Below are 26,720 nucleotides of genomic sequence, written 5' to 3'. Positions count from 1 at the left end.
CCCGCCGGGCTCACCGCGACTGGCCCGCCACGTCGGTGAGGCGGCGGATCAGGTAGCGGCGCTCGGCGGGCGACGTCGCCAGGGACAGCGCCCGGCGGTAGGCGTCGGCCGACTCGGCCTTGCGGCCGACCCTCGCCAGCAGGTCGGCCCGCACGGCGTGGTAGCGGTGGTGGTCCGACAGCGCCTCGCCGGCGCCGGACGACTCGAGCTCCGCCAGCCCGGCCGCTGCGCCCCGGGCCATCGCCACCGCCACCGCCCGGTTCAGCGCCACCACCGGCCCCGGCGCCACCCGCGCCAGCGCGTCGTACAGCCCCACGATCTCGTCCCAGTCGACCTCCGCGGCGGACTCGGCCTCGTCGTGGACGGCGGCGATGGCGGCCTGGAGCACGTACGGGCCCGGCCCCCGCCCCCCGGCGGAGGCGCGGCGCAGGGCCGACTCCAGCAGCGCCACCCCCTCGTCGATCTCGCTCCGGTTCCATCTCGACCGGTCCTGGAGGTCGAGCAGGACGAGGTCGCCGGCCTCGTCGAGCCGGGCCGACCGGCGGGCGTCGTGCAGCAGCATCAGCGCCAGCAGGCCCTGGACCTCGGGCTCGTCGGGCATCAGCGCGGCGAGCAGCCGGCCGAGCCGGATGGCCTCGGCGCACAGCTCCCGGCGGATCAGCGGGTCCGACGTCGTCGACGCGTAGCCCTCGGTGAAGATCAGGTACACGACGGCCAGCACGCCGGGCAGGCGGTCGGGGAGGAGGTGGTCGGGCGGCACGCGGAACGGGATGCCGGCGGCCCGGATCTTGTGCTTGGCCCTCGTCAGGCGCTTGGCCATCGTCGCCTCGGCGACGAGGAACGCCCTCGCCACCTCGGTCGTCGACAGCCCGCCGAGGGTGCGGAGCGTCAGCGCCACCTGGGCCTCGAGGGCGAGCGCCGGGTGGCAGCACGTGAACATCAGCCGCAGCTGGTCGTCGGCGACCGCGCTCTCGTCCACCTCCTCCACCGTCCCCTCGTCGTCGGGCGGCGCCCGGTCGAGCGCGGCCTGCTGCTTCTCGCCCCTCCTGGCCTCCCGGCGCAGGCGGTCGACGGCCTTGCGGCGGGCGACGGTCGTCAGCCAGGCGCCGGGGTTGTCGGGCACGCCGTGGCTCGGCCAGGTCTCCATGGCCGCGACGGTGGCGTCCTGGAGCGCGTCCTCGGCCACGTCGAAGTCGCCCACGAACCGCACGAGCGTGGCGAACACCTGCCCGGCGGTGCGCCGGAACACGGCCTCCAGCTCGCCGGCGGTCGGCGGGCGACCCCGACCGTGGCCCGGGCTCACCGCCGCACGTCGACGACCGGCCGCACCTCGACCACCCCCGTCCTCGCGCTCGGCACCCGGGCGGCGAGCTCGAGGGCGCGGTCGAGGTCGGCCACGTCCACCACGTAGTAGCCGCCGATCTGCTCGGCCGTCTCGGCGAACGGGCCGTCGGTGACCAGCGGCTCGCCGCCCCGTACCCGCACCGACGTGGCCGTGCCCGGCCGCTCGAGCTGCTCGCCGCCGACCAGCTCGCCGCTGGCGGCGATCTCCTGGGTGAACGCCGCGTACTCCGCCATCAGGCTCGCCTCCTCGGACGGCGACCGCTCGGGCAGCGTCCGGTCCTCGCAGATCATCAGCAGGTACTTCATCAGCATCGTCCTCCTCGGGATCGGTTGCCCCACTGACGAACGGGACGGCCCGGGATGGACAGGTCTACGCCCGGCGACGTACCTCGCGCCTACGCCGCCGGACGGATGTGCCGGACCGGCGCCCGGCCCTACCGTGAGCGCCATGGCGACGGCGCGCTCGACCACCGTGGACGCGGCCGTCGCCGTGGGCGCGGCGGCCGTGCTCGTGCTCGTCACCCACCAGATCCCCGTGGAGGGCGGCGACCGGGCCCTCGACGCCGCCGGCCACGTCGCCCTCGTCGCCGCCGGGGCCGCCATGGGCCTGTGCCGCCGCCGGCCCGCGGTCGCCGTCGGCATCGTGGCCGTCGCCCTCGCCGCCTACCTCGTCCGCGACTACGCCGGCGGGCCGATCTTCGTCACCGGCTGGGTCGCGCTCGTGGCCCTCGGCTGGCGGTCGACCAGGCGGACGGCGCTCGCCGGCGCGGTCGCGTTCTGCGCCGTGCTGCTCGCCGCCGCCACCGTCGACGGGGACGTCGCCCCGCTGCTCCACCTCGTGTTCGTGGGGTGGTCGGTGGCCGCCGTGCTGGCCGGCGACGCGCTGCGCTCGCGCCGCGAGCGCCTGGTCGAGCAGGCCGAGCGGGCTCGCAACGCCGAGCGGCTGCGCATCGCCAGGGACCTGCACGACACCGTCGCCCACGCCATGGCGACGATCAACGTCCAGGCCGGCGCGGCCGCCCACGTCGTCGACCGCCGGCCGGAGGCGGCCAGGGAGGCCCTCGCCGCCATCCAGCGGGCGAGCGGCGAGGTGCTGGACGAGCTGGCGACGATGGTCCGGGTCCTGCGGGACAGCGGCGAGGCGGGGGACCGGGCGCCCACGCCGGGCCTCGAGCGCATCGCCGACCTCGTCGAGTCGGCCAGGCGGGCCGACGTCGACGTCGCCTCGACCGTCACCGGCCCCCTCGACCGGGTGCCCGTCCCCGTGTCGACCGCCGCCTACCGGGTCGTGCAGGAGTCGCTGACCAACGTGGCCCGCCACGCCGCCGGCGCCAGGGCGACGGTCACCGTCACCGCCGGCGACGACGGCGGCCTCGCCGTCGAGGTCGCCGACGACGGGGGCGCCGGCCCGCCGCCGAGGGAGCGCGGGGCCGGCACGGGCACGGGCACGGGCACCGGCATCACCGGCATGCGCGAGCGGGCCGAGGCGACGGGCGGGACGCTGGAGGCCGGGCCCCGGCCGGGCGGCGGGTTCGTCGTGCGGGCCGATTGGCGGGGGGCGCGGTGATCCGCGTCGTGCTGGCCGACGACCAGCCGCTCGTGCGGGCCGGGTTCCGCATGCTCCTCGACGTCGAGGACGACGTGGAGGTCGTGGGCGAGGCCGGGGACGGCGAGGAGGCCGTCGCCCTCACCCGCCGGGAGCGGCCCGACGTGGTGCTGATGGACGTCCGCATGCCGGGGGTCGACGGGCTCGAGGCCCTGCGCCGCATCTCCGCCGACCCCGAGCTGGCCGCCGTGAAGGTCCTCGTCCTCACCACCTTCGAGCTCGACGAGTACGTGTTCGAGGCGCTGCGCCTCGGCGCGAGCGGTTTCCTGGTGAAGCACACCCAGCCGGCCGACCTCGTGCGGGCCGTGCGGGAGGTGGCCGCCGGCGAGGCGCTCCTGTCGCCGAGCGTCACCCGCCGCCTCATCGAGGCCTTCGCCGCCCGCCCGCAGCGGGCCGACACGACCCCCCGCTCCATGGAGGTGCTCACCGAGCGGGAGCGAGAGGTCGTCGCTCTCGTCGCCCAGGGCCTGACGAACGACGAGATCGCCGCCGAGCTGGTCGTCAGCCCGGCCACCGCCCGCACCCACGTCAGCCGGGCGATGGTCAAGCTGCACGCGAGGGACCGGGCCCAGCTCGTCGTCATCGCGTACCAGTCGGGCCTCGTACGACCGTCGACGTAGCCCGAAGAGCCGCCGCCCGGCGGACGACAGCGGGACCGGCCGGGCGCATGGTGGAGCCATGCCAGACACCACCCCGGCCGTCGCCGTCGACGGCCTCACCAAGCGCTACGGGCGACGGGTCGCCGTCGACGACCTCACCGTCGAGGTCCCGCGCGGCGTCGTCGCCGGGTTCATCGGGCCGAACGGCGCCGGCAAGACCACGACGATGGCCATGCTGCTCGGCCTCGTCCGCCCCACGGCCGGCACCGGGACCGTCCTCGGCCAGCCCCTCGACCACCCCGAGCGGTACCTGCGGGGGGTCGGGGCGCTCGTCGAGGGGCCGGCGCTGTGGCCGGCGCTGACCGGCACCGAGAACCTGTGGGTGCTCGCCCACCTCGGCGGCCACGACCCCGCCCGCGTGCCGGCCGTGCTCGACCTGGTCGGCCTGACCGACCGCGGGGACGACCGCTTCGGCGAGTACTCGCTCGGCATGAAGCAGCGGCTCGGGATCGCCGCCGCCCTGCTCGGCGACCCCGCCCTCCTCGTGCTCGACGAGCCGACCAACGGCCTCGACCCGGCCGGCGCGGCGGAGGTGCGCGGGCTCGTCCGCGACCTCGGCGCCGGCGGGCGGACCGTGCTCGTGTCGTCCCACGTGCTGAGCGAGCTGGAGCAGGCCTGCGACTGGCTGCTCGTCATCGACGCCGGCCGCCTCGTGTACGGCGGCCCGGCCGACGGCCTGCGCTCCGCCGGCCCCGAGATCGTGCTCGGCCCGGCCGACGGCGCCGACCTGCTCCGCCTCGCCGACGTCGTGAGCGGCGCCGGCGTCGACGCCGGCCGGCAGGGCGACCACCTCGTCGTCGTCGTGGACGGCCACGACCCCCACCGGCTCGCCGCGTCGCTCAACCGGGCGGCGGCGTCGTCCGGCATCGTCCTCGCCGAGCTCCACGTCCGGCGACCGACCCTCGAGTCCAGGTACCTCGACCTCGTGCGAGGAGGACGGCGATGACCACCACCGCACCGGCCCCGGTGGCGCCCGCGGCGACGACCGCCGGCGCCCTCGCCCGCACCTACCGGGCCGAGCTGGCCAAGCTCGCCCGCCGGCGCGTCGTGCTCGCCACGGCCGCCGTCACCCTCGTGTTCGCCGCCGGCGGGGCGGCCGTCGTGCTCGCCGCGGCCGAGCCCGCCGCCGTCGCCGGCCCTGGCCCAGGGCGCGGCCTCTCCGTCGAGGCGCTGGCCGCGGCCGGCGGGGGGACCGAGGTGTTCCGCACGGCCGTCTCGTTCACGGGGACGTTCCTGTTCGTCGTCTTCGCCGGCGCCATGGCGGCCGAGATGTCGAGGGGGACGATCAGGACCATGCTCCTGCGCCAGCCCCGCCGGCTGCCGCTCCTGGCCGGGAAGCTGGCCGCCCTGCTGACCTTCGCCGGCGCCACCTTGGCCGTCGCCGAGGCGGCCACCTGGGTCGCCGCCCGCGCCCTCGCCGGCGCGAACGGGGTCGACGCGTCGGCCTGGACGGGCGGCGCCGCGCTCGGCGCGGCGGCCGGCGACTTCGGCGCCGTCCTCGTGTGGATCGCCGGCTACGCGGTCCTCGGCACGGCCCTCGGCGTGCTGCTGCGCTCGGTGCCGCTCACCCTCGCCGTCGGCATCGCGTGGGCCGGGCCGTTCGAGCACCTCGTCCAGGACGCGTGGGGCCCGGCCAGCCGGCTGTTCCCCGGCCTGCTCCTCGAGGCGTTCGCGGCGGGCGGGACGACCGAGGTCACCGCGGCCAGGGCGCTCGCCACCGTGCTCGCCTACACGGCGGTCGCGGCGGTGGCGGCCGGCGCCGTGTTCGCCCGGCGGGACGTCACCGCCTGACGTGTGCCCGCGAGCGGCGGCGGGCAGAACGCCGAGGAGCGAGCCCAGGAGGGGATCCGATGAGCAACACCGAGACCGGCAACATCACCGGGACGAAGGACAAGGACTACAACATCATCTGGTTCACCGAGCGGTGCCTGAGCAACGCGCTGCGCCTGGAGACCTACATCCAGGACGCCGAGCGCGACGGGGACAGCGAGCTCGCCGACTTCTTCCGCCGGGCCCAGGCCGAGAGCCGCAAGGGCGCCGAGCAGGGCAAGCAGCTCCTCGCCTCCCGCCTCGGGCAGTCGGGCTGAACCACCGGCTCCACCAGGGGGTGCGATGCCCACGAAGAAGGAGGACCTGCCGGGGACGCTGAAGCGCTCCCCGGCCAAGGCCCAGCGCACCTACGCCAAGGCGCTCGACAGCGCCCACGAGACCTACGACAGCGAGGAGGCCGCCCACCGGGTGGCCTTCGCCGCGGTCAAGCACAGCTTCGAGAAGCAGGGCGACCACTGGGAGCCGAAGGACGAGAAGGGACCGTCCGACCCCCAGGCGGCCAAGGGTGGTGACGAGGCCAGGAGGAGCCGCACGCCGACCGGCGGCGGCAAGGTCGTCGGCACCACCAAGAAGGAGCTGATGGAGCAGGCCCGCGAGCTCGACGTCCCCGGCCGCTCGAAGATGAGCAAGGACGAGCTGACCGAGGCGGTCGCCAAGGCCAAGAAGTAGGCGCCGCCGCCCACCCCGCACGTCGGCCCGCGGCTGGTAGACGGCGGGCGGCGGCGGGTACCAGGTCGGGCAGCGATGACGGCGCTGGTCGAGCACGACGTCGAGATCCGGGTCGGCGACGGGGCGACGGTGCACGGTGACCTCGTCGTCCCCGACGGCGCGGCCGGCCTCGTCGTGTTCGCCCACGGCAGCGGCAGCAGCCGCCACAGCAGCCGGAACCGGGCCGTGGCCGACGCCCTCCGCGCGAGGGGCCTCGGCACCCTGCTCATGGACCTGCTGACGGCGGACGAGGAGCAGGTCGACCTGCGCACCCGGGAGCTCCGCTTCGACGTGGGGCTGCTGGCCCGCCGCCTCGTGGCCGCCGCCCGCTGGCTGGCCGGCCGGCCGGCGACGGCCGCGCTCCGCCTCGGCTACTTCGGGGCCAGCACCGGCGCCGGCGCCGCGCTCCTCGCCGCCGCGGCGGAGCCGGACCGGGTCGGCGCCGTCGTGTCCCGGGGCGGGCGGCCGGACCTGGCCGGCGAGGCGCTCGCGCACGTCACCGCGCCCACCCTGCTGATCGTCGGGAGCCGCGACCCCGTCGTCGTCGACCTCAACCGCGAGGCCTGCCAGCGGCTGGCCTGCGAGCGGTGCCTGTCGATCGTCGAGGGCGCCGGCCACCTGTTCGAGGAGCCGGGCACGCTCGAGGAGGTCGCCCGGCTGGCCGGCGACTGGTTCACCACCCACCTGACCGCGGACGAGGGGAGCGGGCGATGAGGAGCGACGACGCCGCCGTCGACGAGGTCCGGGCGCTGGCCCGGCCGCTCGACGGCCCGGCCGACCTCGACCCCCTGCTCGACCGGGTGGGCGACGCCCGCTACGTGCTGCTCGGCGAGGCGTCGCACGGGACCTCCGAGTACTACCGGTGGCGGGCCGAGCTGACCCGCCGGCTGATCGAGGAGCGGGGCTTCTCGTTCGTCGCCGTGGAGGGCGACTGGCCCGACTGCTTCCGGGTGAACCGGTGGGTGAAGGGCCGGGCCGAGCGGGACCGGTCGGCCCGGGACGTGCTGGGCGCCTTCGAGCGGTGGCCGAGGTGGATGTGGGCCAACGAGGAGGCGGCCGAGCTCGTCGCCTGGCTGCGCGACCACAACGCCGCCACCGGCCGGTCGGTCGGCTTCTACGGCCTCGACGTCTACTCGCTGTGGGACTCGATGCGGTCGGTGCTCGACTACCTCGACCGCAACCAGCCCGACGCCGCGGAGGCGGCGCGCGCCGCCTTCCGGTGCTTCGACCCCTACGGCGAGGACCCGCAGCGCTACGCCTGGGCGACGAGGATGCTGCCGGCCAGCTGCGAGGACGCGGTCATCGACGTGCTCGTCGAGGTCCGCCGGCGGTCGGGCGCGGTGGACGGGGAGCCGGAGGCCGAGCTGGACGCCGTGCAGAACGCCGAGGTGCTGGCCGGCGCCGAGCGCTACTACCGAACGATGGTGCGGGCCGACGGCGAGTCCTGGAACGTGCGGGACTGCCACATGGTCGACACCCTCGACCGGCTCGTCGCCTTCCACGGCCCGGGCGCGAAGGCCGTCGTGTGGGAGCACAACACCCACGTCGGCGACGCCCGGGCGACGGACATGGCGAGGCACGGCATGGTCAACGTCGGCCAGCTGGTCCGGGAGCGCCATGCCGGCGAGGGGGTCGTGCTGGTCGGCTTCGGCAGCCACCGGGGGACGGTGATCGCCGCCGACCGGTGGGGGAGCCCGGCGCGGCGGATGGACGTCCCGCCCGCGCCCGGCGGCACGCACGAGGACGTGCTGCACGCGGCCGCGCCGCCCCGCTCGCTGCTCGTGTTCGGCGAGGACCGCTCGGGGCCGTGGCTCGGGCGGTCGCGCGGGCACCGGGCCATCGGCGTCGTCTACCGGCCCGGCGCCGACCGCTACGGCAACTGGGTGCCGACGGTCATGGGCGCCCGCTACGACGCCTTCTGCTGGTTCGACGAGACCGAGGCGCTCCACCCGCTCCACGCCGAGCCGGCCGTCCACGGCGCGGAGATGGAGACCGCGCCCTGGAACAGCTGACCGCCCGCCCGTACAGTCGCCCCATGACCGTGCACGACGACGCCGTGGCGATGGCCGGTGACCTGGTGGAGCTGCGGCGCACCCTGCACCGCCACCCCGAGATCGGCCTGAACCTCCCCATGACCCAGGAGCGGGTGCTCGGCGCCCTCGACGGGCTGCCGCTCGAGATCACGACCGGCCGGTCGCTGACCTCGGTGGTCGGCGTGCTCCGGGGCGGCCGGCCGGGGCCGACCGTCCTCCTCCGGGGCGACATGGACGCGCTCCCGGTGACCGAGCAGGTCGACGTCGACTACCGGTCCGAGGACGACGCCACCATGCACGCCTGCGGCCACGACCTGCACACGACGATGCTCGTCGGCGCGGCCGAGCTGCTGTCGGCCCGCCGCGAGGAGCTGACCGGCGACGTGGTGTTCATGTTCCAGCCCGGCGAGGAGGGGTGGGACGGCGCCGGCTACATGATCGAGGAGGGGGTGCTGGACGTCGCCGGCGAGCGGCCGGCGGCCGCCTACGCCATCCACGTCGCCTCGTCGATGTGGCCCCGCGGGATGTTCGTGACCCGGCCGGGGCCGATGATGGCGGCGTCGGACGGGCTGACCGTGCGGGTGAAGGGCGCGGGCGGCCACGGGTCGGCGCCCCACCGGGCCAACGACCCGGTGCCGGCGGCCTGCGAGATGGTGCTCGCCCTCCAGACCATGCTGACGAGGCGCATCGACGCCTTCGACGTCGCCGTCATCACGGTCGGCAGCTTCCACGCCGGCACCAAGGCCAACGTGATCCCCGAGGACGCCACCTTCGACGCCACCATCCGGACGTTCGACTCGGCCGTGCGGGACCGCATCAGGTCGTCGGCCGTGCGGATGTGCGAGGGGATCGCCGCCGCCCACGGGCTCGAGGTCGACGCCAACTACAAGACCGAGTACCCGCTCACCGTCAACGACGGGACCGAGGCGGCGTTCGCCGGCGAGGTGGCCGCCGAGCTGTTCGGCGCCGACCGGTTCGCCGAGATGGAGCGCCCGCTCACCGGGTCCGAGGACTTCTCGCGGGTCATCGAGGCGGTGCCCGGGGCGATGCTGTTCCTCGGGGCGACGCCGCCCGACCGCGACCCGTCGGTGGCGCCCAACAACCACTCGCCGCACGCCGCCTTCGACGACGCCGTGCTCGCCGACGGCGCCGCCCTCTACGCGGAGCTGGCCCTCCGCCGGATGGCCAGGGGCTGAGCCGGCCCGCCGAGCCGTCCGGGCCTGCGGAGCCCGCCGACCGGACCGACGGCGTGGTGCCCGGCGACGCGGGCGAGCCGCTCGAGGCGGCTGGGCGCGCCGACCGGCCGGACGCGACCGGGCCTGCCGGGCGGGCCGGGCGGGCCGACGGGGGCCGCGCCGATCGCGCTGCCGGGCGGGCCGGGCCGGCCGGCGACGGGGCGGGCGGGGCGGAGGTCACCGGGCCCGCCGGGCGAGCCGGAGTCGACCGGGGCGACGGGGCGGTCGAGCGGGCCGGCCCGCCGGGCGACGGGAGCGCCGCGCCGGCCGAGGCGGCGGGGCCGTGGTTGACGCGGGGGGTCGTCGGGATCGGGACGGCGAGCTTCCTCCAGGACGTCGGCCACGAGGTGCCGACGTCGCTGCTGCCGTCGTTCCTCACCTCGACCCTCGGGGCGCCGGCATCGGCCCTCGGGCTGGTCGAGGGGGTGGCCGACGGCCTGGCCGGCCTCGCCCGGCTGGCCGGCGGGCCGCTGGCCGACGACCCGGGACGCCGGCGGGCCGTCGCCGTCGGCGGCTACGCGTCGACCGCCGTCCTCTCCGGCGCCATCGGCGCGGCGGCCACGCCCCTCCAGGCCGGCGCGCTCCGGGCCGGGGCGTGGGCGGCGAGGGGCCTCCGGTCGCCGGCCCGCAATGCGCTCCTCGCCGAGGTCAGCCGGCCCGGCACGTACGGCCGGGCCTACGGCTTCGAGCGGGCCATGGACAACCTCGGCGCCATCGTCGGCCCGCTCCTCGCCATCGCCCTCGTCGCCGCCGTGGGCGTCCGGGCCGCCATCGGGCTCTCCGCCATCCCCGGCCTGCTCGCCGCCGTCGCCATCGCCGACGCCGCCCGCCACGCCGCCCCGGTCGCCCGCCAGCCCGGCCGGCCGCCCCTGCGCATCCGGGTCCGGCCCGTCCTCCGCGGCGACCTCGGCCCGGTCATGGCCGGCATCGCCGCCTTCGAGCTCGGCAACGTGGCCGCCACCCTGCTGATCCTCCGGGCCACCGAGCTCGTCGGGCGGGACGAGGCGCTCGGCCTCTACGTCGCCTACAACGCGGCCGCCACCGGGTGGAGCGTGGCCGCCGGGCGGGCCGTCGACCGCCGCGGCCCGCTGCCCGTGCTCGTCGCCGGCGCCGGGCTGCTGGCCGCCGCCTACGCCGGGCTGGCGGCCGGGCCGGCGTCGGTGGCCGGGCTGGCCCCCTGGTTCCTCCTCGCCGGCCTCGGCATCGCGTCGGCCGAGACGGCCGAGCACGCGGCCGTCGCCGCGCTGGCGCCGCCCGGCCTCCGGGGCTCGGCGTTCGGCCTCGTGGCCGCCGTCCAGAGCGGCGGCAACCTGGCCGCCAGCGGCGTCGCCGGCCTGCTGTGGACGGCCGCCGGCCCCGGGGTGGCCTTCGCCTACGTCGCCGCCTGGGCGGCCCTCGCCGTCGCCGTCCTCGGCGCCGTCGCCGTCGGCCGGAGGCGGGCGGCCGCCGGTCCCGCCCGGGTCGGGTAGGACGGGGAGGACGTCGACGAGACCGGAGGACGGATGGCCGAGGTGGACCGGGACGGAGCACGAGCGCCGGTGAGGGGTGGGGCGTGAGGCGCCGCACCGCCGTCGCCGCCGGGTTGGCCGCCGTCGGCGCCGGTGCCGCCGCCGTCGTCGCCGCCCGCCGCCGGCGCGCCGTCGACGACGCCATCCCCGCCCTCGAGGGCGGGACGGAGACCACGGTCGTCACCACCGACGGCGCCGCCCTCCACGTGCACGTCGCCGGCCCCGAGGAGCCGGACCGGCCGACCGTCGTCCTGTCCCACTGCTGGACCGGGAACATGGACACGTGGGCGCCGGTGGCCGCCCGCCTCGTGGAGGACGGCTACCGGGTCGTCCGCTACGACCACCGCGGGCACGGGCGGTCCACGGCCCCCGAGGCGGAGGTGGACGTGAGCCGCCTCGGCGCCGACCTGTGCGAGGTGCTGGAGGCGGTCGACGCCCGCGACGCCGTGCTCGCCGGCCACTCGATGGGCGGCATGACGGCGATGGCCTTCGCCGTCGACCACCCCGACGTGGCCAGGGAGCGCCTCCGGGCGCTGGTGCTGGTGGCCACGTCGTCGGGCGCCCTCGCCCGCGTCCCCATGTCGGCCAGGGTGGCGCCGGCCGTGGTCGCCTCGCCGGTCGTCGAGCGGGTCCTCGGCTCGCGCCCCGGCCACGTGCTCGTCCGGGGGGTCCACGGCCGCCACGCCGGGCGGGCGGCGCTGCTGGCCAGCCGGGACGCCTTCGTGGCCACGGCCGCGACCGTGCGGGCGTCCCACCTGCGCGCCCTGCTCGGCATGGACCTGCGGGACCGCATCCGTTCGATCGGCCTGCCCACCACGGTCGTCGTCGGCAGCCGCGACCTCATGACCCCGCCGTCGCACGCGCGGGCGATCGCCGCCGCCATCCCCGGTGCCCGCCTGGTCGTCGTCAAGGGGGCCGGCCACATGCTCCCGTACGAGGCGACGGCGGAGGTGGCCGACGCCATCGCCGCCGCCCACCGGCGCGCCGCCGCGGCCGGGCCGGTGCCGGCCTGAGGTGGTAGGCACGGCGGCGTGAAGCTCGCCACCCTGCGCACGCCCGAGGGGCCGCACGTCGTCGTGGTCGACGGCGACGAGGTGGCCGACGTGACCGCCGCCGACCCCCGCCTCGGCCCCGACGTCGGTGCCGTGCTGGCCGGCGGCGCGCTCGACGCCGTCGCCGCCGCGGCCCGGCGCGCCCCCCGCCACCCGCTCGACGAGGCCCTGCTCGGCCCGCCCGTCCTCCGGCCGCCGAAGTTCCTCGCCATCGGCCTCAACTACGCCGACCACGTCCGCGAGTCGGGCGGCGAGCCGCCGCCCCACCAGGTCTGGTTCAACAAGCAGTCGACGTGCGTGACCGGCCCTCGGGACCCCATCCAGGTGCCGGTCGTGTCCACCAAGGTCGACTACGAGGGCGAGCTCGGGATCGTGATCGGGCGGCGCTGCCGCCACGTCCCGGCGGCCAGGGCGGCCGAGGTCGTCGCCGGGTTCTGCGTGGTCGACGACGTCAGCGTGCGCGACTGGCAGTTCCGGTCGCCGACCTGGACGATGGGGAAGTCCTTCGACACCCACGGCCCGGTCGGCCCGTGGGTCGTCACCACCGACGAGCTGGGCGACCCGCACGGCCTCCGCCTGCGCACGTGGGTGAACGGCGAGCTGCGCCAGGACGCGAGGACCGACGACCTCATCTTCGACTGCTGGGCCATGGTCGAGCACCTCACGACGGCGTTCACCCTCGAGCCGGGCGACGTGCTCGCCACCGGCACGCCGGCCGGCGTCGGCTTCGCCATGGACCCGGCCAGCTGGCTGGTGCCCGGCGACGTCGTGCGCATCGAGGTCGAGGGGGTCGGCACCATCGAGAACCCGGTGGAGGCCGAGCCGCCGCCCCTGGCCGGCGAGACGTCGGCCGACAGCGCGGTGCCGGCCGGCAACGGGGGGCCCTGAGCGTCAGCTCCGGTCGACGGCGGCGAGGATGGCGTCGGCCAGCTCGGCCGGCCTCGTGAACTGGGGCCAGTGGCCGGTGGGCAGGTCGACGTACTCGACGTCGCGCAGGGCCGCCAGCTCGGCGACGTAGGGGTGGCCGGCGGCGATCCACTCGCGCAGCTGCTCGCTCGGGAACTCGCAGGCGATGACCGTTGCCGGCACGTCGTAGCGCCGCTCGTCGGACAGCACCTGCGGGTCGCGGGCCACGCCGGCCGGCTGGGGGACGGCCCTGGCCCGGAAGGCGGCCCGCAGCTCGTCGTCGAGGTCGCGCAGGTCCTCCTCGTCGAACGCCGACCAGTCGGGGAGCGGGATCTCGCCACCGGCCTCGGGCAGCTCGTCGTTGATCGAGCCGCCGTCGCCGAGCGGGCCGGAGTCGACGTACACCACCCGGGCCACCCGGTCGGGCCGGGCGTCGGCGACGGCGTGGGCGATGGCGCCGCCCCCGGAGTGCCCGACGAGCACGACCGGCCCGTCGGCCTCGTCCACGGCGGCGACGACGGCGTCGACGTGGTCGCGCAGGCCGATGCCGGCTCGGTCGGCGTCGGGCGACTCGAGGCCGGGCAGGGTCAGGGCGCGCACGCGGTGGCCGGCCCGTTCCAGCACCGGGGTGACGCCGTCCCACGACGAGGCGTCGAGCCAGAAGCCCGGGATCAGCACGATCTCCATCGGGCCGACGCTAACGCCGGGCGACGTAGAGGGCCTGCGCGCAGCGGCCGACCCGGCCCCGCTCGTCCCAGATGGCGGCCTCAGCCCACCCGGCGCCGGCCGGGCCGAGCGTGGTCGACGCGTCGATCGCCACCCACTCGCCGACCGGCGGCCGGGCCAGGTGGATGGTGAGGTCGACGTTGACGAACAGCCAGTCGGCCGGGTCGACCACCCAGGACAGCCCGTTGGCGAAGTCGGCGGCCGCCGCCACCCGCTGCACGGGCGACGGGCCGTCGCCGTCGAGCACCGGCCGGGTCAGGCGGAACCAGGCGGTGGCCGGGCCGGGCGCGTCCGGCCGGCCCTGCACGGCGCGGACGTCGACCCCGGTGAGGTGGAAGGCGTCGCCCTCGGTGGCGCCGAAGCCCCAGCGGGCCCTGGGCGCCTCGAGCGGGCCGGGGAAGGTCGGCGGGCCACCGTCCGCCGCGGCGTCGGCCGTGTCGCCCCTGCGCACGGCCACGGCGGACAGGGCGATCAGCACGTCGCCGGCCACGAGCAGCTCGGCCCGCGCCCCGCACACCCGCCGGCCCGGCCGGGTCACCTCCACGCGCAGGTCGGCCGGGGCGACCGGCACCGGCCGGTTGACCTCGTAGGCGAGGCGGACGACGTCCATGCCCTCGGGGACGGCGGCCTCGACGGCCCCGGCCAGCAGGGCGGCCGGGGCGCCGGCGTGCTGGCTGCCCGGGTCCCACGGACCCGTCGTGTGGCCCGACGGCACGACCCGCCCGTCGACCCGCCGGTAGAGCGGCTCCTCGCTCGTCACCCCGGCAGCTTGCCAAGTCCGCGGGCGGCGCCCGTCAACCGAGCAGCTTGCCGAGGATGCGGGCCAGGGCCGTCGCCTCCGCGTCGGTCAGGCGGTCGAAGGCGGGGAGCGGGGTGGTCAGCACGTCCCTGGCCTTGTCCCTCGCCGCCCGGCCGGCCGGGGTGAGGTGGACGAGCTTCACCCGCCGGTCGGTCGGCGACACCTGCCGCTCGACCAGCTCCAGGTCCTCCAGGTGGTCGACCAGGCTGGTGACGTAGGAGGCGTCGCAGCGGAGCTGCTCGGCCAGCCACCGCATCGCCGGCGCCCGGTCCTCGTCGAGGTGCATGAGCGCCTTGAGGGCGCCGGGGTGGGGAAGCCCCGCGGCCTCGACGGCCCGGTGGAGCTGGGTGTGGAGCTCGTCGCTGAACCACAGGCGGGTCAGGGCGCCCCAGGCGGCGCGGGCCGACTCCTCCTTCGAGGCCACAGGACCAGCGTACCGCCGATCCGTTGAGCGAAGCAAACGGTTGACATCACTCAAGCATCGGCGCGAGGGTGACGGCCATGGACGCTCCCGCCATCCTGGCCGAGGGCCTCGTCAAGCGGTTCGGGAAGGTCGTGGCCCTCGACGGGGTCGACCTCGCCGTGCCGCCGGCGACCGTGCTCGGCCTGCTCGGCCCGAACGGCGCCGGGAAGACCACCGCCGTCCGCATCCTGACCACGATCATCCGGCCCGACGCCGGCCGGGCCTCGATCCTCGGCCACGACGTGGTCGCCGACGCCGGCGAGGTGCGGTCCCGCATCGGCCTGGCCGGCCAGTTCGCCGCCGTCGACGACAACCTGACCGGCCGGGAGAACCTGATCCTGGTCGGCCGGCTCACCCACCAGCCCCGCCGCTCGATCGTGCCGAGGGCGGGCGAGCTGCTCGACCGCTTCCGGCTGGCCGACGCCGCCGACCGGCCGGTGAAGACCTACTCGGGCGGCATGCGCCGCCGCCTCGACCTCGCCGCCGCCCTCGTGCACCGGCCGCCCGTGCTGTTCCTCGACGAGCCGACCACCGGCCTCGACCCCAGGAGCCGCCTCGACCTGTGGGGCGTGATCGAGGAGCTCCAGGCCGAGGGCACGACCCTGCTCCTCACCACCCAGTACCTCGAGGAGGTCGACCGGCTGGCGGACCGGATCATGGTCGTCGACCACGGCCGGGTCATCGCCGAGGGGACGGCCGCCGAGCTGAAGGCCCGCCTCGGCACCACGATCATCCACGTCGAGCTGGCCGGCCCCGGCGACGTCGACCAGGCCAAGCACGCGCTGTCCGACGTCGGCCCCGTGGACCTCGGCGACGACGACCGGACCGTCGAGGTCAAGGTGGCCGACGGCGGCCCTGCCCTGCTCGCCACCGTCCGCCGCCTCGACGCCGCCGGCCTCGAGCCGGCCGCCCTCACCGTCCGCGAGCCGAGCCTCGACGACGTGTTCCTGACCCTGACCGGGCGCCCCGCCGAGGTCGCCGACGACGACGAGGAGGAGGACCGCTGATGGCCGCCGTGACCGCCCCCGCGGCCGTGCCGACCGTGGAGCGCCGCTCGGCGCTCGCCACCGCCCTGGCCGACACCGCCGCCGTGACCTGGCGCAACCTCAAGGCCATGTCGAGGACGCCCGAGGTGATCGTGTTCAGCACGATCCAGCCGGTGATCTTCGTGCTGACCTTCCGCTACGTGTTCGGTGGCGCCATCCGCACGCCGGGGTTCGACTACGTCGACTTCCTGATGCCCGGCGTGTTCGTCCAGACGGTCGCCTTCGGCTCGATCAGCACCGGCATCGGCCTGTCCGAGGACCTGCACAAGGGCATGATCGAGCGCTTCCGGTCCCTGCCCATGGCCCGCTCGGCGGTGATCGCCGGCCGCACCGTCGCCGACCTCGTCCGCAACGTCGTCGTCGTCCTCCTGATGATCGGCGTCGGGTTCGCCGTCGGCTTCCGAGTCCACACCGGTCCGGTGCCGTTCGCCGCCTCGATCCTGCTGCTGCTGGCGTTCTCGTTCGCCCTGTCGTGGGTTTTCGTGCTGATCGGCCTGCGGGCCCCGAACGCGGAGGCCGCCCAGGCCGGCTCGTTCCCGATCCTCGCCCTGCTCGTGTTCGCCTCGTCGGCCTTCGTGCCCAAGGCGACCATGCCGGGCTGGCTCCAGGCCTACAACGACGTGCAGCCGGTGTCGGTCACCGTCGAGGCGGCCAGGGCGCTCTCGATGGGCGGCCCGACGAGGGGCTACCTGCTCGGCGCCATCGCCTGGGCGATCGCCATCGTCGCCCTGTTCGCGCCCCTCGGCGTGGCCAGGTACCGCCGGTCCACCTGAGGCCGGCGGTACCCTCCGGCCGGTGTTCTTCCGCCAGTACCAGCTCGGCTGCCTGTCGCTGTTCAGCTACCTGGTGGGGGACGAGACCACGGGGCGGGCGGTCGTCGTCGACCCCCAGCGGGACGTGTCCGGCTACCTGGCCGACGCCGAGGCCGCCGGCCTGCGCGTCGAGCGGGTGATCGAGACCCACTTCCACGCCGACTTCCTGTCCGGCCACCTGGAGCTGGCCGCGGCCACCGGCGCGGCGATCTCCTACGGCAGCGAGGCCCGGCCCGACTTCCCGATCGAGCCCCTCGCCCACGGGCAGCGCCTGTCCCTCGGGCAGGTGACCCTCGAGGTGCGCCACACCCCGGGCCACACCCCGGAGTCGATCTGCGTGGTCGTCCACGAGACGCCCGACGGGCCCCCGTGGGCGGTGCTCACCGGCGACACCCTGTTCGTCGGCGACGTGGGCCGGCCCGACCTGCTGTCCTCGGCCGGGTGGACGGCGGAGGACCTGGCCCGCCGGCTCCACCGGTCGCTCCACGAGGAGTTGCTGTCCCTGCCCGACGCCACGAGGGTCTACCCGGCCCACGGAGCCGGCTCGGCGTGCGGCAAGGCCATGTCCGACGCCGTGTCGTCGACGATCGGCGAGCAGCGGCGGCTGAACTACGCCCTCCAGCCGATGACCGAGGACGAGTTCGTGCGGGTGGTGACCGAGGGCCAGTCGGTGGCGCCGGCGTACTTCTCGTACGCCGCCGAGGCCAACCGGCGGGAGCGCCGGCTGCTGGACGAGGGGTCGGCCCCGCCGGCGCTCGGGGCCGAGGACGTGGTCCGCCACCAGGCCGAGGGGGCGGTCGTGCTCGACGGCCGGTCGCCCGAGGCGTTCGCGTCCGGGCACCTGCGGGGCTCGGTGAACGTCGGCCTGGACGGCCGCTTCGCCGAGTACGCGGGCGACGTCGTGCGGCCGGGCGACGCCGTCGTCGTCGTCGCCGACGCCGGCCGGGTCGGCGAGGCCAGGGTGCGGCTCGCCCGCATCGGCTTCGACCGGGTCGTCGGGGCCGTGCCCGACGTCGAGCGGCTGCTGGCCGAGCGGCCCGACCTGGCCGAGCGGGCGCCCCGGCTCGGCGCCGCCGACCTGGACGGCTGGCGGCTCGACGAGCCCGACCTCCAGGTGGTGGACGTCCGCAACCCGGGCGAGCTGGAGAGCGGCGTCGTGCCCGGCGCGGTGACGATCCCGATGCCCCGCCTGCTCGACCGGCTGGGCGAGCTCGACCCGGCCCGCCCGACCGTCGTCTACTGCGCCGGCGGCTACCGGTCCTCGATCGCCGCCTCCGTGCTGCGGGCGAGGGGGTTCGGCCGGGTGGCCGACGTGCAGGGCGGGTTCGCGGCCTGGCGGGCGGCCGGGCTGCCGGTCGAGCCGGCCGGCGCGGCCGCCCGCTGAGCGGCCCGCTCGCTACGCCACCTCGTCGGCCCGCTTGAGCAGCTCGGCCACGCCCTCGAGGATGCCGTCGCAGAGCACCTGGACGTCGGGGGCGTGGTCGAAGTCGCCGGTCACCCCGAAGCTGACCTCGCCGGCGTAGGAGAAGATGGCGACGCCGACCCGGATGTGCCCGGCGATCGGCACGTACGGGAAGGCCCGCAGCATGCGCCGGCCGCAGATGTAGAGCGGGGTCTGCGGGCCGGGCACGTTCGTCGTCACCGTGTTCAGCGCCCGTTGGGGGAGCCGGAAGGCGAGGCGGGTGCCGAGGGCGAGGAGCATGGGCGGGGCGAAGCCCGACAGCGAGGTGAGGGCCTCGCCGGCCATGGCCTGGCGGGACTCCTTCAGCCCCTTCATCTGCTCGCTGACGGCCGACAGCCGCTCCACCGGGTCGTCGATGCCGACCGGGAGCGAGGCGAACATGGCCGACACCTTGTTGGCCAGGGTGTTGTCGCCGACGGCCTTGCCGGTCACGTCCCTCGGCCGCAGCGACACGGGCACGAGCGTGCGCACCACCCGGTCGACGGGCTCGCCCCTCGACAGGAGCAGGTCCCGGAACCCGCGGGTGATGACGGCGAGGACCACGTCGTTGAAGGTGCCGCCGAGCGCCCGGCGGATGGCCTTGATGTCGTCGACCGTCGTCGACGCCCACGCGTAGCGGCGGTGGGGGCCGATGGGCCCGTTGAGGGTCGAGTGCGGGGTCGGGCGGGCGAGGCCGGCCGAGGCCGACACGCCGGCGGCCACGTCCCGCACCTGGGCCACGAACTGGCGGGGCACCCTGGTCGCCGAGCGCACGGCCCTGAACTGCTCGTACGGGCTGCGGGCCAGGTCGATGACGGCGCCGGCGGCCAGGGCGACCCTGGTCGGGGCCGGCTCGGGCTCCCACGGGTCCTCGAGGCGGGGCGGCGGCTCGGGCGAGGTGTCCATGACCACCGAGAGCAGGTCGGTGCCCGACACCCCGTCGACCATGCAGTGGTGGGTCTTCGACAGCACCGCCCAGCGCCCGTCCTCCAGGCCCTCGACCATCCAGAGCTCCCACAGCGGGCGGGCCCGGTCGAGCTGCTGGGACATGACCCGGCCGACCAGGCGGCGCAGCTCGGCGTCGGTGCCGGGCGGCGGCAGGGCGGTGTGGCGGACGTGGTACTCGATGTTGAAGTGCTCGTCGTCCACCCACACCGGCCGGCCGAGGTCGAAGGGCACCGACCGCACCACCTGCCGGTAGCGGGGGACGAGCGGCAGCTTCGCCCGCACCATCGCCACCACGTCCGCGTAGGCGGGGGCCGGGCCCTCGAACAGGGCCACCGAGGCGATGTGCATGTGGTTGACGCCGTCCTCGATGTGGAGGAACGAGGCGTCGAGCGGGCTCATCCTCTCGACGGTCATGGGACCCCCTCTGCTCGTCCTGCCCGCTGGCCTACCCACGGGGGCGGCCGGGTCAGCCCACGACCGGGCTGCGCCGCTCCAGCAGGACCACGTCCCGCCACCGGCCGTCGAGGCGGCCGAGCCGCTCCCTGACGCCGACCCGGCGGAACCCGCAGGCCTCGTGCAGCCGGATGCTGGCCTCGTTCTCCGGGAAGATGCCGGTCTGGATCGTCCACACGCCGGCCGCCTCCGTGGACGCCACGAGCGCCTCGAGCAGCGCCCGGCCGACCCCCCGGCCCCGGTGGTCGGGGTGGACGTAGACGCTGCCCTCGACCACCCCGGCGTAGGCGCACCGATCCGACACCGGGCTGGCCGCCACCCAGCCGACGACGGTGCCGTCGGCGTCCCTGGCGACGAAGCGGTGGTCGGGCAGGTGGGCGGCGTCCCACGCCTTCCACCCCGGCACGTCGGTCTCGAACGTGGCGTGCCCGGTGGCGATCCCGGCCGCGTAGATGGCCCGGACGGCGGGCCAGTCGCCCGCTTCCATCCCCTCGACGGCGATCGCAGCCCGCACGCCGCGATCTTGGCCGATCAGCGGGCGGCGCTGCCCTCGATGATGGCGCCGGCGGCGACCGGGCTGGCCTGGGCCGGGGCCGCGGCGGCGACGGACGCCTCGGCCTCCTCGAGCCGGACGGCGCCGTGGGCCGTCGTCCGCAGCGGGATCTCCTTCAACAGCCAGGCGACGCCGAAGCCGACGACCAGCAGCGGGACGGCGAGCAGGAACACGTCGGTGATGGCCGACGCGAACGCGCCGACCACGTCGCCGCGGACGGCGCCGGGCAGGGCGTCGAGCGACTCGGGGGTGATCGAGGTCGGGTCGAACGCGCCCCGCACCGACGGGGGGACGGTGGCGGCCAGCTCGGCGCTCAGGCGGGCGTTGAACAGGGCCCCGAACAGGGCGACGCCGATCGAGCCGCCGACCGAGCGGAAGAAGCTGACCGACGCCGTCGCCACGCCCAGGTCGGCCACCTGCACCGAGTTCTGGGTGGCGAGCACGAGGATCTGCATGACGAGGCCGATGCCGATGCCGAGCACCGCCATGTACACGCCGGACACGATCCGGCTGGTGTCGGGGCCCATGGTCGACAGCAGGACCATGCCGACGGTGGCGACGGCCATGCCGGCGATCGGGAAGCGCTTGTACCGCCCGGTGCGCGACGTCAGCTGGCCGGCGACGACCGACGCCCCGAGCAGGCCGAGCATCAGCGGGAGGAGCAGCAGCCCGGAGTTGGTGGCCGACACGCCGCCGCCGACCTGGAGGAACAGCGGGAGGTAGCTGATCCCGCCGAACATGGCGACGCCGACGATGAAGCTGACGACCGTCGACACCGAGAAGACCCGGCCCTGGAACAGCCGGAGGGGGAGCAGGGGCTCGGGGGCCCGCCGCTCGACGACGAAGAACACCGCCAGCAGGGCGACCGAGGCCACGGACATGCCGACGATGGTCGGCGAGCCCCACTCCATCTCGGTGCCGCCCCAGGTCGTCACGAGCACGATGCAGCTGATCGCCGCGGTGAGGAGGGCGGCGCCGACGTAGTCGATGCGGGCGCCGGCCCGGCGGGCGGGGGCGGGCAGCGCCACCATCGTGACGAGCAGGGCGGCGATCCCGAGGGGCAGGTTGACGTAGAACACCCAGCGCCAGGAGAGGTTGTCGGTGAAGAACCCGCCGAGCAGCGGCCCGGCCACGCTGGACGCGCCGAACAGGGCACCGAAGTAGCCCTGGTAGCGGCCCCGCTCCCGGGGGCTGACGACGTCGGCGATGATCGCCATGGCCAGCACGATCAGGCCGCCGCCGCCGAGCCCCTGGACGGCCCGGAAGGCGATGAGCTGGCCCATCGAGGTCGACGCCCCCGACAGGGCGCTGCCGGTCAGGAAGATGACGATGGCCGCCTGGAATAGGCGCTTGCGGCCGTAGAGGTCGCCGAGCTTGCCGTAGAGCGGCGTGGAGACGGTAGCGGCCAGCAGGTACGCGGTCACCACCCAGGAGAGGTGGTTGAGGCCTCCGAGGTCGCCGACGATGGTCGGGAGGGCGGTGGCCACGATCGTCTGGTCGAGCGCGGCGAGCAGCATGCCGAGCATGAGCGCGCTGAAGACCACGAGGATCTGGCGGTGGCGGAGGGCGCCGGGCGGGGCGTCGGTGATCGTGGTCATCGTGCTCATCCGTGGAGGGCGGGGACCGGCGCGGTGAGGCCGCCGGCGACGTGGGCGAAGGCGTCGGCCAGGAGGTCCTGGACCGAGGGGGACCGGTCGGTCGCCTGCCAGTGCTCGACCGCCACCCGCATGGCGGTGAGCCCGACGGCGACGACGAGCGCGGGGTAGACGCTGGTCCTGGGGTCGAGGCCGCAGCGCTCGGCGACGGCGGCGACCAGCTCGCGCTCGATGGCGGCGAACCCGGCGACGTAGCGGGGGAACAGGGACGGGTGCTCGCGCACGAGCCGCATCCGCAGGCTCCAGTCCTCGGCCCGCTCGTCGAGGCTGCGCGACGCCTCGGTCAGGGTGGCCAGCAGGGCGTCGAGGGGCGCCTCGTCGGCCGGCCGGGAGGCGAGCCGCCCGGCGGCCTCGACGGCCCGCTCGGGGTCGACGCCGAGGATGGCGTCCTCCTTGGTGGCGAAGTAGTTGAAGAAGGTGCGGGGCGACACGTCGGCGGCCCGGCTGATCTCGTCGACGGTGACCGCGTCGGGCCCGCGTTCGGCGGCCAGGCGCAGCGCGGCGGCCGACAGCGCCTCCCTGGTGGCGATCTTCTTGCGCTCCCTGCGCCCCGGCTCCTCGTGCACGGAGCAACGGTACCCGAAGTTGCAGTCACTGCAACATTGCATTCGCTGCAACAGTGGCCCCGGCCCTTGACCCGGCTCCGGTGATAGGCAACCCTAACGGGCCATGCGCGGTCGCTCGCCGTCGTGCCCGTCCGCCGGCCTCCGGCGGGTGGCCTGGGTCGTCGTCACCGTCGACGGCTCCGGCGTGCACGCCACGGCGGGCGGGGTCACCCACCGCCTGCCGCGCACGGTGCCGATCACGATGCGCGAGGCGCACCGCCTGGTCGCCGAGGGCGTCCCGGTCGTCGTCCGCCGCGCCGCCTGACCGACCCCCGCCTGACCGACCGCCGCCCGCCCCGCCGCGGGCACCCGTCGCGCCTCCCCGTCCCCCCGTGGGCCGTCCACGCCCGCGTCTGGGCGGGGCCCCGGCGGCCGACCGCCCCGCCGTTCGTGCTCGTGCACGGCCTCGTCGTCTCCAGCCGGTCGACGGTGCCGGCCGCCCGGGCGCTGGCCCGGCTGGCCCCGGTCGCCGCGCCCGACCTCCCGGGGTTCGGCCGCACCCCCGGTCCCCGTCGCGCCCTCGACGTCGCCGGCCTGGCCCGCACCCTCGCCCGCTGGGTCGACGCCGCCGGGGCGGGACGGGCCGTGCTCGTCGCCAACTCGCTCGGCTGCCAGGTCGCCGTCCGCCTCGCCGTCGAGCGCCCCGGCCTGGTCGCCGCCCTCGTCCTTACCGGCCCCACGGGCGACCCGGCCGCCCGCTCGCCGTGGGGCCACGCCCGCCGCTGGCTGGCCGACGTGCCGCGCGAGCGGCGGTCGCTCGCCGCCGTGGTGGCCGCCGACCTCGTGGCGAGCGGGCCCCGCCGGGCCGCCGCCACCTACGCCGCCATGCTGACCGACGAGCCCGAGCGGGCGCTGCCGTCGGTCGCCGCGCCGGTGCTCGTCGTGCGGGGCGAGCACGACACGGTGGCGCCGCCGGCCTGGGCGGCCGAGGTCGCCCGCCTGGCGCCGCGGGGCCGCACGGCGACGGTCGCCGGCGGCGCCCACACGCTCGTCCACGGCTGGCCCGGCGGCCTGGCCGCCGCCGTCGCCCGCTTCCTCGCCGACGAGGGCCTCACCGGCCCGTTCCCGGGCCCGGGCGCGCCGCCGGCCGCCCCCTGACCCCGGCGGGGGGCGGGAGCGGCCGGCCGGGTGCGCGGCGGCCAGCGGCTAGCCCTGCCCCTCGACCGCCTCCCGCAGCTCGTCCTTGTCCATCGTGGAGCGGCCCTCGACGCCGGCCTCCTTGGCCCGCTCGTAGAGCTCCTCCTTGGTGGCGTCCTCCGGCACCGAGCCGCCGGCGCTGCCGGCCGCGGCGGCCGGGTCGTCGGCGCCGAGGTCGACGCCGGCCTGGAGCAGCTCCTGCTTGCGCTGCTCCACCCGGGCGCCGAGGTCGTCGAGCTGGTCGCCCGCGCCCTCGCGGAGCTTCGGCCAGGCCTCGTCCTCCTCCTCCTGCACGTGGTGCTGGACGGCGTCCTCGAGCTGGCGCATCAGCTCGCCGAGCTGCGGGTCGCCGGTGGTGAGGCTCTGGATCTGGACGATCAGCTGCTTGGCCTGGTCGTGCTCCTCCTCGGCCTCCTGCTCGAGGTCGGCGTCGATCCGCTCGAGGACCGGGTAGACGACCTCCTCCTCGACCGCCGCGTGGACGGTCAGCTCCTCGCAGATCTGGTCGACGACCGCCGGGTCCTGGGTGGACCGGAACTCGGCGAACAGCTGCTCGACCTCGCGGTGGTCCTGGTTCAGCAGGGTGATGACGTCGGCCATGTCAGGACGCCTTCCTCGACGTGATGACCCGCTCCACGGCCTGGCGGGCCGTCGTGAACACCCGGTCGAAGGCGGCGACGGGCATCCCGAGCAGGGCGTTCAGCGGCGGCTGGTCGGGCTGGAAGGGGTGGGGACGGGTGGGCGCGGTCGCCCTCGCCTTCTCGAGCGCCTCGCCCATCTCCTGGAGCTGCTCCTCGGTGAGCGCCTCGCGCACCATCGGGAAGAGGTCCTCCTCCTCCTCCTTCACGTGGTGGCGGACGTTCTCGATCAGCACGGTCATCTTCGGGCGGAAGCGCTCGGCGGTGGGGAGGATCTTCTCGAGCTCGGTCAGCATGAGCTTGACGGCGTGGTGCTCCTCCAGGCCCTCGAGGACCTGGTCGGCGAGGTCGGCGTTGGCCTCGCGGACGCCGGGATAGAAGACCAGCTCCTCGATGACGGCGTGGACCGACAGCTCGCGGAGGATCTGGTCGCGGAGGTCGGCGAGGGTGGCGGCGTCGTCCCGCGGCGTCTGCTCGAACCGGGTGAAGAGGTCGTCGACGGTTCGGTGGTCTCGTTCGAGAACGGTGAGTGCGTGCACGTCAACCGGCTACCCCTCGTCCGGCGAGGCCAATCGCGCCACGGGTCTCGGGGACAGCGAGAGCGCGCACGCGACGCCGGCGATCGTGCCCTTGGCCGCCGCCACCTGGACGAGCTGGGGGCCGGGCGTGATGTCCCCGGCGGCGTAGACGCCCTCGACGGTCGTCTGCTGGTCGGCGTCGACGACCAGGCACTCCTCCTCGGTCCGCTCGCAGCCGAGCGGGTCGGCCAGGTCGTCCTTGCGGTCGTGGGCGATCGAGAAGAACGCCAGCTCGGCCCGGACCTCCCGGCCGCCGCCGAGCGCCACGCCGGTCAGCGCCCCCGGCCGGCCGGTGAACCGGGCGGCGACGTCGTCGACGACCTCGACGCCGAGCTCGGCCAGCCGGTCCCGGTGCTCGTCGCCGGCGGCGAAGCCCCGCCCGTCGGTGACGACGGTGACCGACGACGCCCACTCGGTGAGCTCGGCGGCGAAGCCGGCGATGTGCTCGTCCCAGCCGAGCACGGCCACCGGGCGGTCCCTCGCCTCGTACCCGTCGCAGCTCGGGCAGTGGAACACCGACGTGCCGTAGTGGTCGAAGAAGCCGTCGACGTCGGGGAAGCGGTCGGCCACGCCGTTGGCGAGGACGACGCGCCGGAAGCGGCACGGCTGGCCGTCGATGTCGGCGACGAACGCCCCGCCGTCCCCGTCCCGCCGGACGCCGTGGACCCGGCCGATGTGCAGCCGCACGCCGTAGCGGCGCAGGGCCTCCCTGCCCCTCGCCCGCAGCTCGGCGGGGTCGATCGGGTCGGCGCCGAGGTAGCCGTGGGTGAGGTCGGTCCACCGGTTCCTCGGGCGCTCGTCGTCGACGACGACCGTGCTCCGGCGGTAGCGGCCGAGCCAGGTCGCGGCGCTGAGGCCGGCCGGGCCACCGCCCACCACGAGGACGTCGGCGTCGAGATCCGTGCGGGGCATGGGGTTGCGATTACCCGGCGGGCCGTCCGGGCAGTACGTCAGGCGATGACCAATCCGCAGCAACCGGAGCTCGGGCGCAGCGGCAGGGGCGCGACCAGCGAGGGGTCGGCCAAGGCCAAGGCGTCCAGCGGGCCGCCGCCGACCACCGGCGCCATGGGCCCGATCCCCGAGGACAACCTCCCCGGCCATCACCCCGAGCACGAGCAGGACAAGCCGACCGGTCCACCACCCATCCCGCCCCTCGTCGACGAGGGGTCGGCCGACCGCGACGGTGCCCGTGCGAACGGCGCAGGCCGCAACGGGCGCGGGCCCGATGGCGGCGGCGGGCGCGAGCAGGCCGCCGAGACGACCGTGGAGGCGCCGGCCCGGCCGTCGGGCGACGCCGTGCGGGTGCGGTTCCCGTTCGCCTTCGAGTGGACGGTCGCCCCGGTCGCCGCGCTGTTCGGGGCCACGCCGTTCTCGGCGTGGGTCGACGTGGACGGCGACTCGGTCACCATCCGCTACGGCCTGTGGTCCCTGCGCACGTCGCTCGACAACGTCGACGCCGCCGAGCGCACCGGCCCGTACGCCTGGTGGAAGATCGCCGGCCCGCCGCACCTGTCGGTGGCCGACCGCGGGGTCACGTTCGCCACGTCCACCAAGGGTGGCGTGTGCATCCGCTTCCGCCGGCCGGTCCGAGGGGCGCTGCCGTTCGGGCTGCTGCGCCACCCGGCCGCCACCGTGACGGTGGACGACCCGGACGCGCTGATCGAGGCCCTGACGGACGGTGGGTGACGCCCGGGCGGGCACCGGGGCAGAATGGTCGCCAGCGGAGGGGAGCTGGACCATGGGCGAGGGGGCGCCGGAGCAGCTGGAGATCGACGTGCAGCGGGGGCCGGACGGGCCGGTCGTCGTCGTGCGCGGCGAGCTGGACGCGTACACCCTCGACCGGCTCTCGGCCTGCCTCGCCAGGGTCGTGCCCGAGGCGGCCGGCAGGGAGCTGGTCCTCGACGTGCGGGACCTGTCGCTGATCGACTCGCTCGGCCTTGGCCTGCTGATGCGGACCCAGCAGGAGCTCGAGGCGAGGGGCGGCG

The 26,720-nt window shown here is 76.1% G+C and carries 31 protein-coding genes; 19 read left to right on the top strand and 12 right to left on the bottom strand.

Annotated features, from left to right (window positions below; all coding sequences use genetic code 11):
* Positions 1-10 precede the first annotated feature (10 nt).
* Entirely contained in the window at positions 11-1,249 is a 1,239-nt protein-coding gene (locus tag VGB14_18785; protein HEX9994979.1) for an RNA polymerase sigma factor, read from the bottom strand.
* A gap of 50 nt (positions 1,250-1,299) precedes the next feature.
* Positions 1,300-1,683, bottom strand: a complete 384-nt coding sequence (locus VGB14_18780) for a YciI family protein (GenBank protein ID HEX9994978.1) — start codon at positions 1,681-1,683, stop codon at positions 1,300-1,302.
* Positions 1,684-1,792: 109 nt separating this feature from the next.
* Here VGB14_18780 and VGB14_18775 point away from each other — a divergent pair, with 109 nt between their 5' ends.
* From VGB14_18775 to VGB14_18720, 12 genes are all read left to right on the top strand, one after another.
* A complete protein-coding gene (locus tag VGB14_18775) occupies positions 1,793-2,911 on the top strand; it encodes a histidine kinase (GenBank protein HEX9994977.1) in 1,119 nt (372 codons plus the stop codon).
* Positions 2,908-3,570: a response regulator transcription factor gene (locus tag VGB14_18770; protein HEX9994976.1), complete on the top strand. Its 663-nt coding sequence runs from the start codon at positions 2,908-2,910 to the stop codon at positions 3,568-3,570. Before VGB14_18775 ends, VGB14_18770 begins: the two co-directional genes overlap by 4 nt.
* A 58-nt stretch (positions 3,571-3,628) precedes the next feature.
* On the top strand, positions 3,629-4,555 hold the full coding sequence (locus VGB14_18765) for an ABC transporter ATP-binding protein (protein ID HEX9994975.1): 927 nt from the start codon (positions 3,629-3,631) through the stop codon (positions 4,553-4,555).
* The gene (locus VGB14_18760; protein HEX9994974.1) at positions 4,552-5,400 is read left to right on the top strand and encodes a hypothetical protein; all 849 of its coding nucleotides are present in this window, start codon (positions 4,552-4,554) and stop codon (positions 5,398-5,400) included. Before VGB14_18765 ends, VGB14_18760 begins: the two co-directional genes overlap by 4 nt.
* 59 nt (positions 5,401-5,459) lie before the next feature.
* Positions 5,460-5,696 (top strand): hypothetical protein, encoded by a 237-nt coding sequence (locus VGB14_18755; GenBank protein ID HEX9994973.1) that lies wholly within the window; start codon positions 5,460-5,462, stop codon positions 5,694-5,696.
* Between the two features lie 25 nt (positions 5,697-5,721).
* Complete coding sequence (locus tag VGB14_18750) at positions 5,722-6,108, top strand: ChaB family protein (GenBank protein ID HEX9994972.1); 387 nt, start codon at positions 5,722-5,724, stop codon at positions 6,106-6,108.
* 75 nt (positions 6,109-6,183) lie between these two features.
* The gene (locus tag VGB14_18745; protein ID HEX9994971.1) at positions 6,184-6,861 is read left to right on the top strand and encodes a dienelactone hydrolase family protein; all 678 of its coding nucleotides are present in this window, start codon (positions 6,184-6,186) and stop codon (positions 6,859-6,861) included.
* Positions 6,858-8,159 (top strand): erythromycin esterase family protein, encoded by a 1,302-nt coding sequence (locus tag VGB14_18740; protein ID HEX9994970.1) that lies wholly within the window; start codon positions 6,858-6,860, stop codon positions 8,157-8,159. Before VGB14_18745 ends, VGB14_18740 begins: the two co-directional genes overlap by 4 nt.
* A 23-nt stretch (positions 8,160-8,182) precedes the next feature.
* The gene (locus VGB14_18735) at positions 8,183-9,376 is read left to right on the top strand and encodes a M20 family metallopeptidase (GenBank protein ID HEX9994969.1); all 1,194 of its coding nucleotides are present in this window, start codon (positions 8,183-8,185) and stop codon (positions 9,374-9,376) included.
* 56 nt (positions 9,377-9,432) lie between these two features.
* A complete protein-coding gene (locus VGB14_18730; protein ID HEX9994968.1) occupies positions 9,433-10,884 on the top strand; it encodes an MFS transporter in 1,452 nt (483 codons plus the stop codon).
* Between the two features lie 83 nt (positions 10,885-10,967).
* Positions 10,968-11,936, top strand: coding sequence for an alpha/beta fold hydrolase (locus VGB14_18725; protein HEX9994967.1), 969 nt, complete (start codon positions 10,968-10,970; stop codon positions 11,934-11,936).
* An 18-nt stretch (positions 11,937-11,954) separates the two neighbouring features.
* Complete coding sequence (locus VGB14_18720) at positions 11,955-12,863, top strand: fumarylacetoacetate hydrolase family protein (GenBank protein HEX9994966.1); 909 nt, start codon at positions 11,955-11,957, stop codon at positions 12,861-12,863.
* A 3-nt stretch (positions 12,864-12,866) separates the two neighbouring features.
* Here VGB14_18720 and VGB14_18715 read toward each other — a convergent pair whose 3' ends face one another.
* From VGB14_18715 to VGB14_18705, 3 genes are read right to left on the bottom strand one after another with little or no spacing between them, the layout of a single operon-like run.
* Entirely contained in the window at positions 12,867-13,568 is a 702-nt protein-coding gene (locus VGB14_18715; protein ID HEX9994965.1) for an alpha/beta hydrolase, read from the bottom strand.
* Positions 13,569-13,578: 10 nt separating this feature from the next.
* A complete protein-coding gene (locus VGB14_18710) occupies positions 13,579-14,367 on the bottom strand; it encodes a thioesterase family protein (protein HEX9994964.1) in 789 nt (262 codons plus the stop codon).
* A 34-nt stretch (positions 14,368-14,401) separates the two neighbouring features.
* Positions 14,402-14,830 (bottom strand): MarR family transcriptional regulator, encoded by a 429-nt coding sequence (locus VGB14_18705; protein HEX9994963.1) that lies wholly within the window; start codon positions 14,828-14,830, stop codon positions 14,402-14,404.
* Between the two features lie 77 nt (positions 14,831-14,907).
* Here VGB14_18705 and VGB14_18700 point away from each other — a divergent pair, with 77 nt between their 5' ends.
* From VGB14_18700 to VGB14_18690, 3 genes are read left to right on the top strand one after another with little or no spacing between them, the layout of a single operon-like run.
* Positions 14,908-15,876 (top strand): ATP-binding cassette domain-containing protein, encoded by a 969-nt coding sequence (locus tag VGB14_18700; protein HEX9994962.1) that lies wholly within the window; start codon positions 14,908-14,910, stop codon positions 15,874-15,876.
* Positions 15,876-16,688 carry an ABC transporter permease gene (locus VGB14_18695; protein ID HEX9994961.1) on the top strand — a complete coding sequence of 271 codons (813 nt, stop codon included), beginning with the start codon at positions 15,876-15,878 and terminating at the stop codon, positions 16,686-16,688. Before VGB14_18700 ends, VGB14_18695 begins: the two co-directional genes overlap by 1 nt.
* A gap of 22 nt (positions 16,689-16,710) precedes the next feature.
* On the top strand, positions 16,711-18,111 hold the full coding sequence (locus tag VGB14_18690) for a rhodanese-like domain-containing protein (protein HEX9994960.1): 1,401 nt from the start codon (positions 16,711-16,713) through the stop codon (positions 18,109-18,111).
* A 12-nt stretch (positions 18,112-18,123) separates the two neighbouring features.
* Here VGB14_18690 and VGB14_18685 read toward each other — a convergent pair whose 3' ends face one another.
* Genes VGB14_18685 through VGB14_18670 form a run of 4 tightly spaced genes read right to left on the bottom strand, consistent with a single transcriptional unit; the run spans position 18,124 to position 22,343 of the window.
* Positions 18,124-19,530 (bottom strand): wax ester/triacylglycerol synthase family O-acyltransferase, encoded by a 1,407-nt coding sequence (locus VGB14_18685; protein ID HEX9994959.1) that lies wholly within the window; start codon positions 19,528-19,530, stop codon positions 18,124-18,126.
* Between the two features lie 52 nt (positions 19,531-19,582).
* The gene (locus VGB14_18680) at positions 19,583-20,083 is read right to left on the bottom strand and encodes a GNAT family N-acetyltransferase (protein HEX9994958.1); all 501 of its coding nucleotides are present in this window, start codon (positions 20,081-20,083) and stop codon (positions 19,583-19,585) included.
* A gap of 17 nt (positions 20,084-20,100) precedes the next feature.
* Positions 20,101-21,720: an MDR family MFS transporter gene (locus tag VGB14_18675; GenBank protein ID HEX9994957.1), complete on the bottom strand. Its 1,620-nt coding sequence runs from the start codon at positions 21,718-21,720 to the stop codon at positions 20,101-20,103.
* 5 nt (positions 21,721-21,725) lie between these two features.
* Positions 21,726-22,343, bottom strand: a complete 618-nt coding sequence (locus tag VGB14_18670) for a TetR family transcriptional regulator (protein ID HEX9994956.1) — start codon at positions 22,341-22,343, stop codon at positions 21,726-21,728.
* Positions 22,344-22,446: 103 nt separating this feature from the next.
* Here VGB14_18670 and VGB14_18665 point away from each other — a divergent pair, with 103 nt between their 5' ends.
* Both VGB14_18665 and VGB14_18660 read left to right on the top strand, forming a co-directional pair.
* A complete protein-coding gene (locus VGB14_18665; GenBank protein ID HEX9994955.1) occupies positions 22,447-22,647 on the top strand; it encodes a hypothetical protein in 201 nt (66 codons plus the stop codon).
* A 125-nt stretch (positions 22,648-22,772) separates the two neighbouring features.
* On the top strand, positions 22,773-23,480 hold the full coding sequence (locus tag VGB14_18660) for an alpha/beta hydrolase (protein ID HEX9994954.1): 708 nt from the start codon (positions 22,773-22,775) through the stop codon (positions 23,478-23,480).
* Positions 23,481-23,528: 48 nt separating this feature from the next.
* On the opposite strand, the gene VGB14_18655 is transcribed toward VGB14_18660, so the two are convergent.
* The 3 genes from VGB14_18655 to VGB14_18645 are packed head-to-tail and all read right to left on the bottom strand — an operon-like array spanning position 23,529 to position 25,647.
* Entirely contained in the window at positions 23,529-24,119 is a 591-nt protein-coding gene (locus VGB14_18655; protein HEX9994953.1) for a hemerythrin domain-containing protein, read from the bottom strand.
* Position 24,120: 1 nt separating this feature from the next.
* Positions 24,121-24,696, bottom strand: a complete 576-nt coding sequence (locus VGB14_18650; protein ID HEX9994952.1) for a hemerythrin domain-containing protein — start codon at positions 24,694-24,696, stop codon at positions 24,121-24,123.
* 9 nt (positions 24,697-24,705) lie between these two features.
* On the bottom strand, positions 24,706-25,647 hold the full coding sequence (locus tag VGB14_18645) for an NAD(P)/FAD-dependent oxidoreductase (protein HEX9994951.1): 942 nt from the start codon (positions 25,645-25,647) through the stop codon (positions 24,706-24,708).
* Positions 25,648-25,692: 45 nt separating this feature from the next.
* On the opposite strand from VGB14_18645, the gene VGB14_18640 reads away from it, so the two are divergent.
* Positions 25,693-26,421 carry a hypothetical protein gene (locus VGB14_18640; protein HEX9994950.1) on the top strand — a complete coding sequence of 243 codons (729 nt, stop codon included), beginning with the start codon at positions 25,693-25,695 and terminating at the stop codon, positions 26,419-26,421.
* Between the two features lie 52 nt (positions 26,422-26,473).
* The coding region (locus VGB14_18635) for an STAS domain-containing protein (GenBank protein HEX9994949.1) at positions 26,474-26,720 on the top strand (247 nt) is incomplete at its 3' end.

This window comes from Acidimicrobiales bacterium (assembly GCA_036399815.1).
In the GTDB taxonomy this organism is placed as follows: Bacteria; Actinomycetota; Acidimicrobiia; order Acidimicrobiales; family DASWMK01; genus DASWMK01.
Note: the sequence above shows the minus strand (reverse complement) of the source record. Positions and strands in the feature narration are given on the sequence as shown.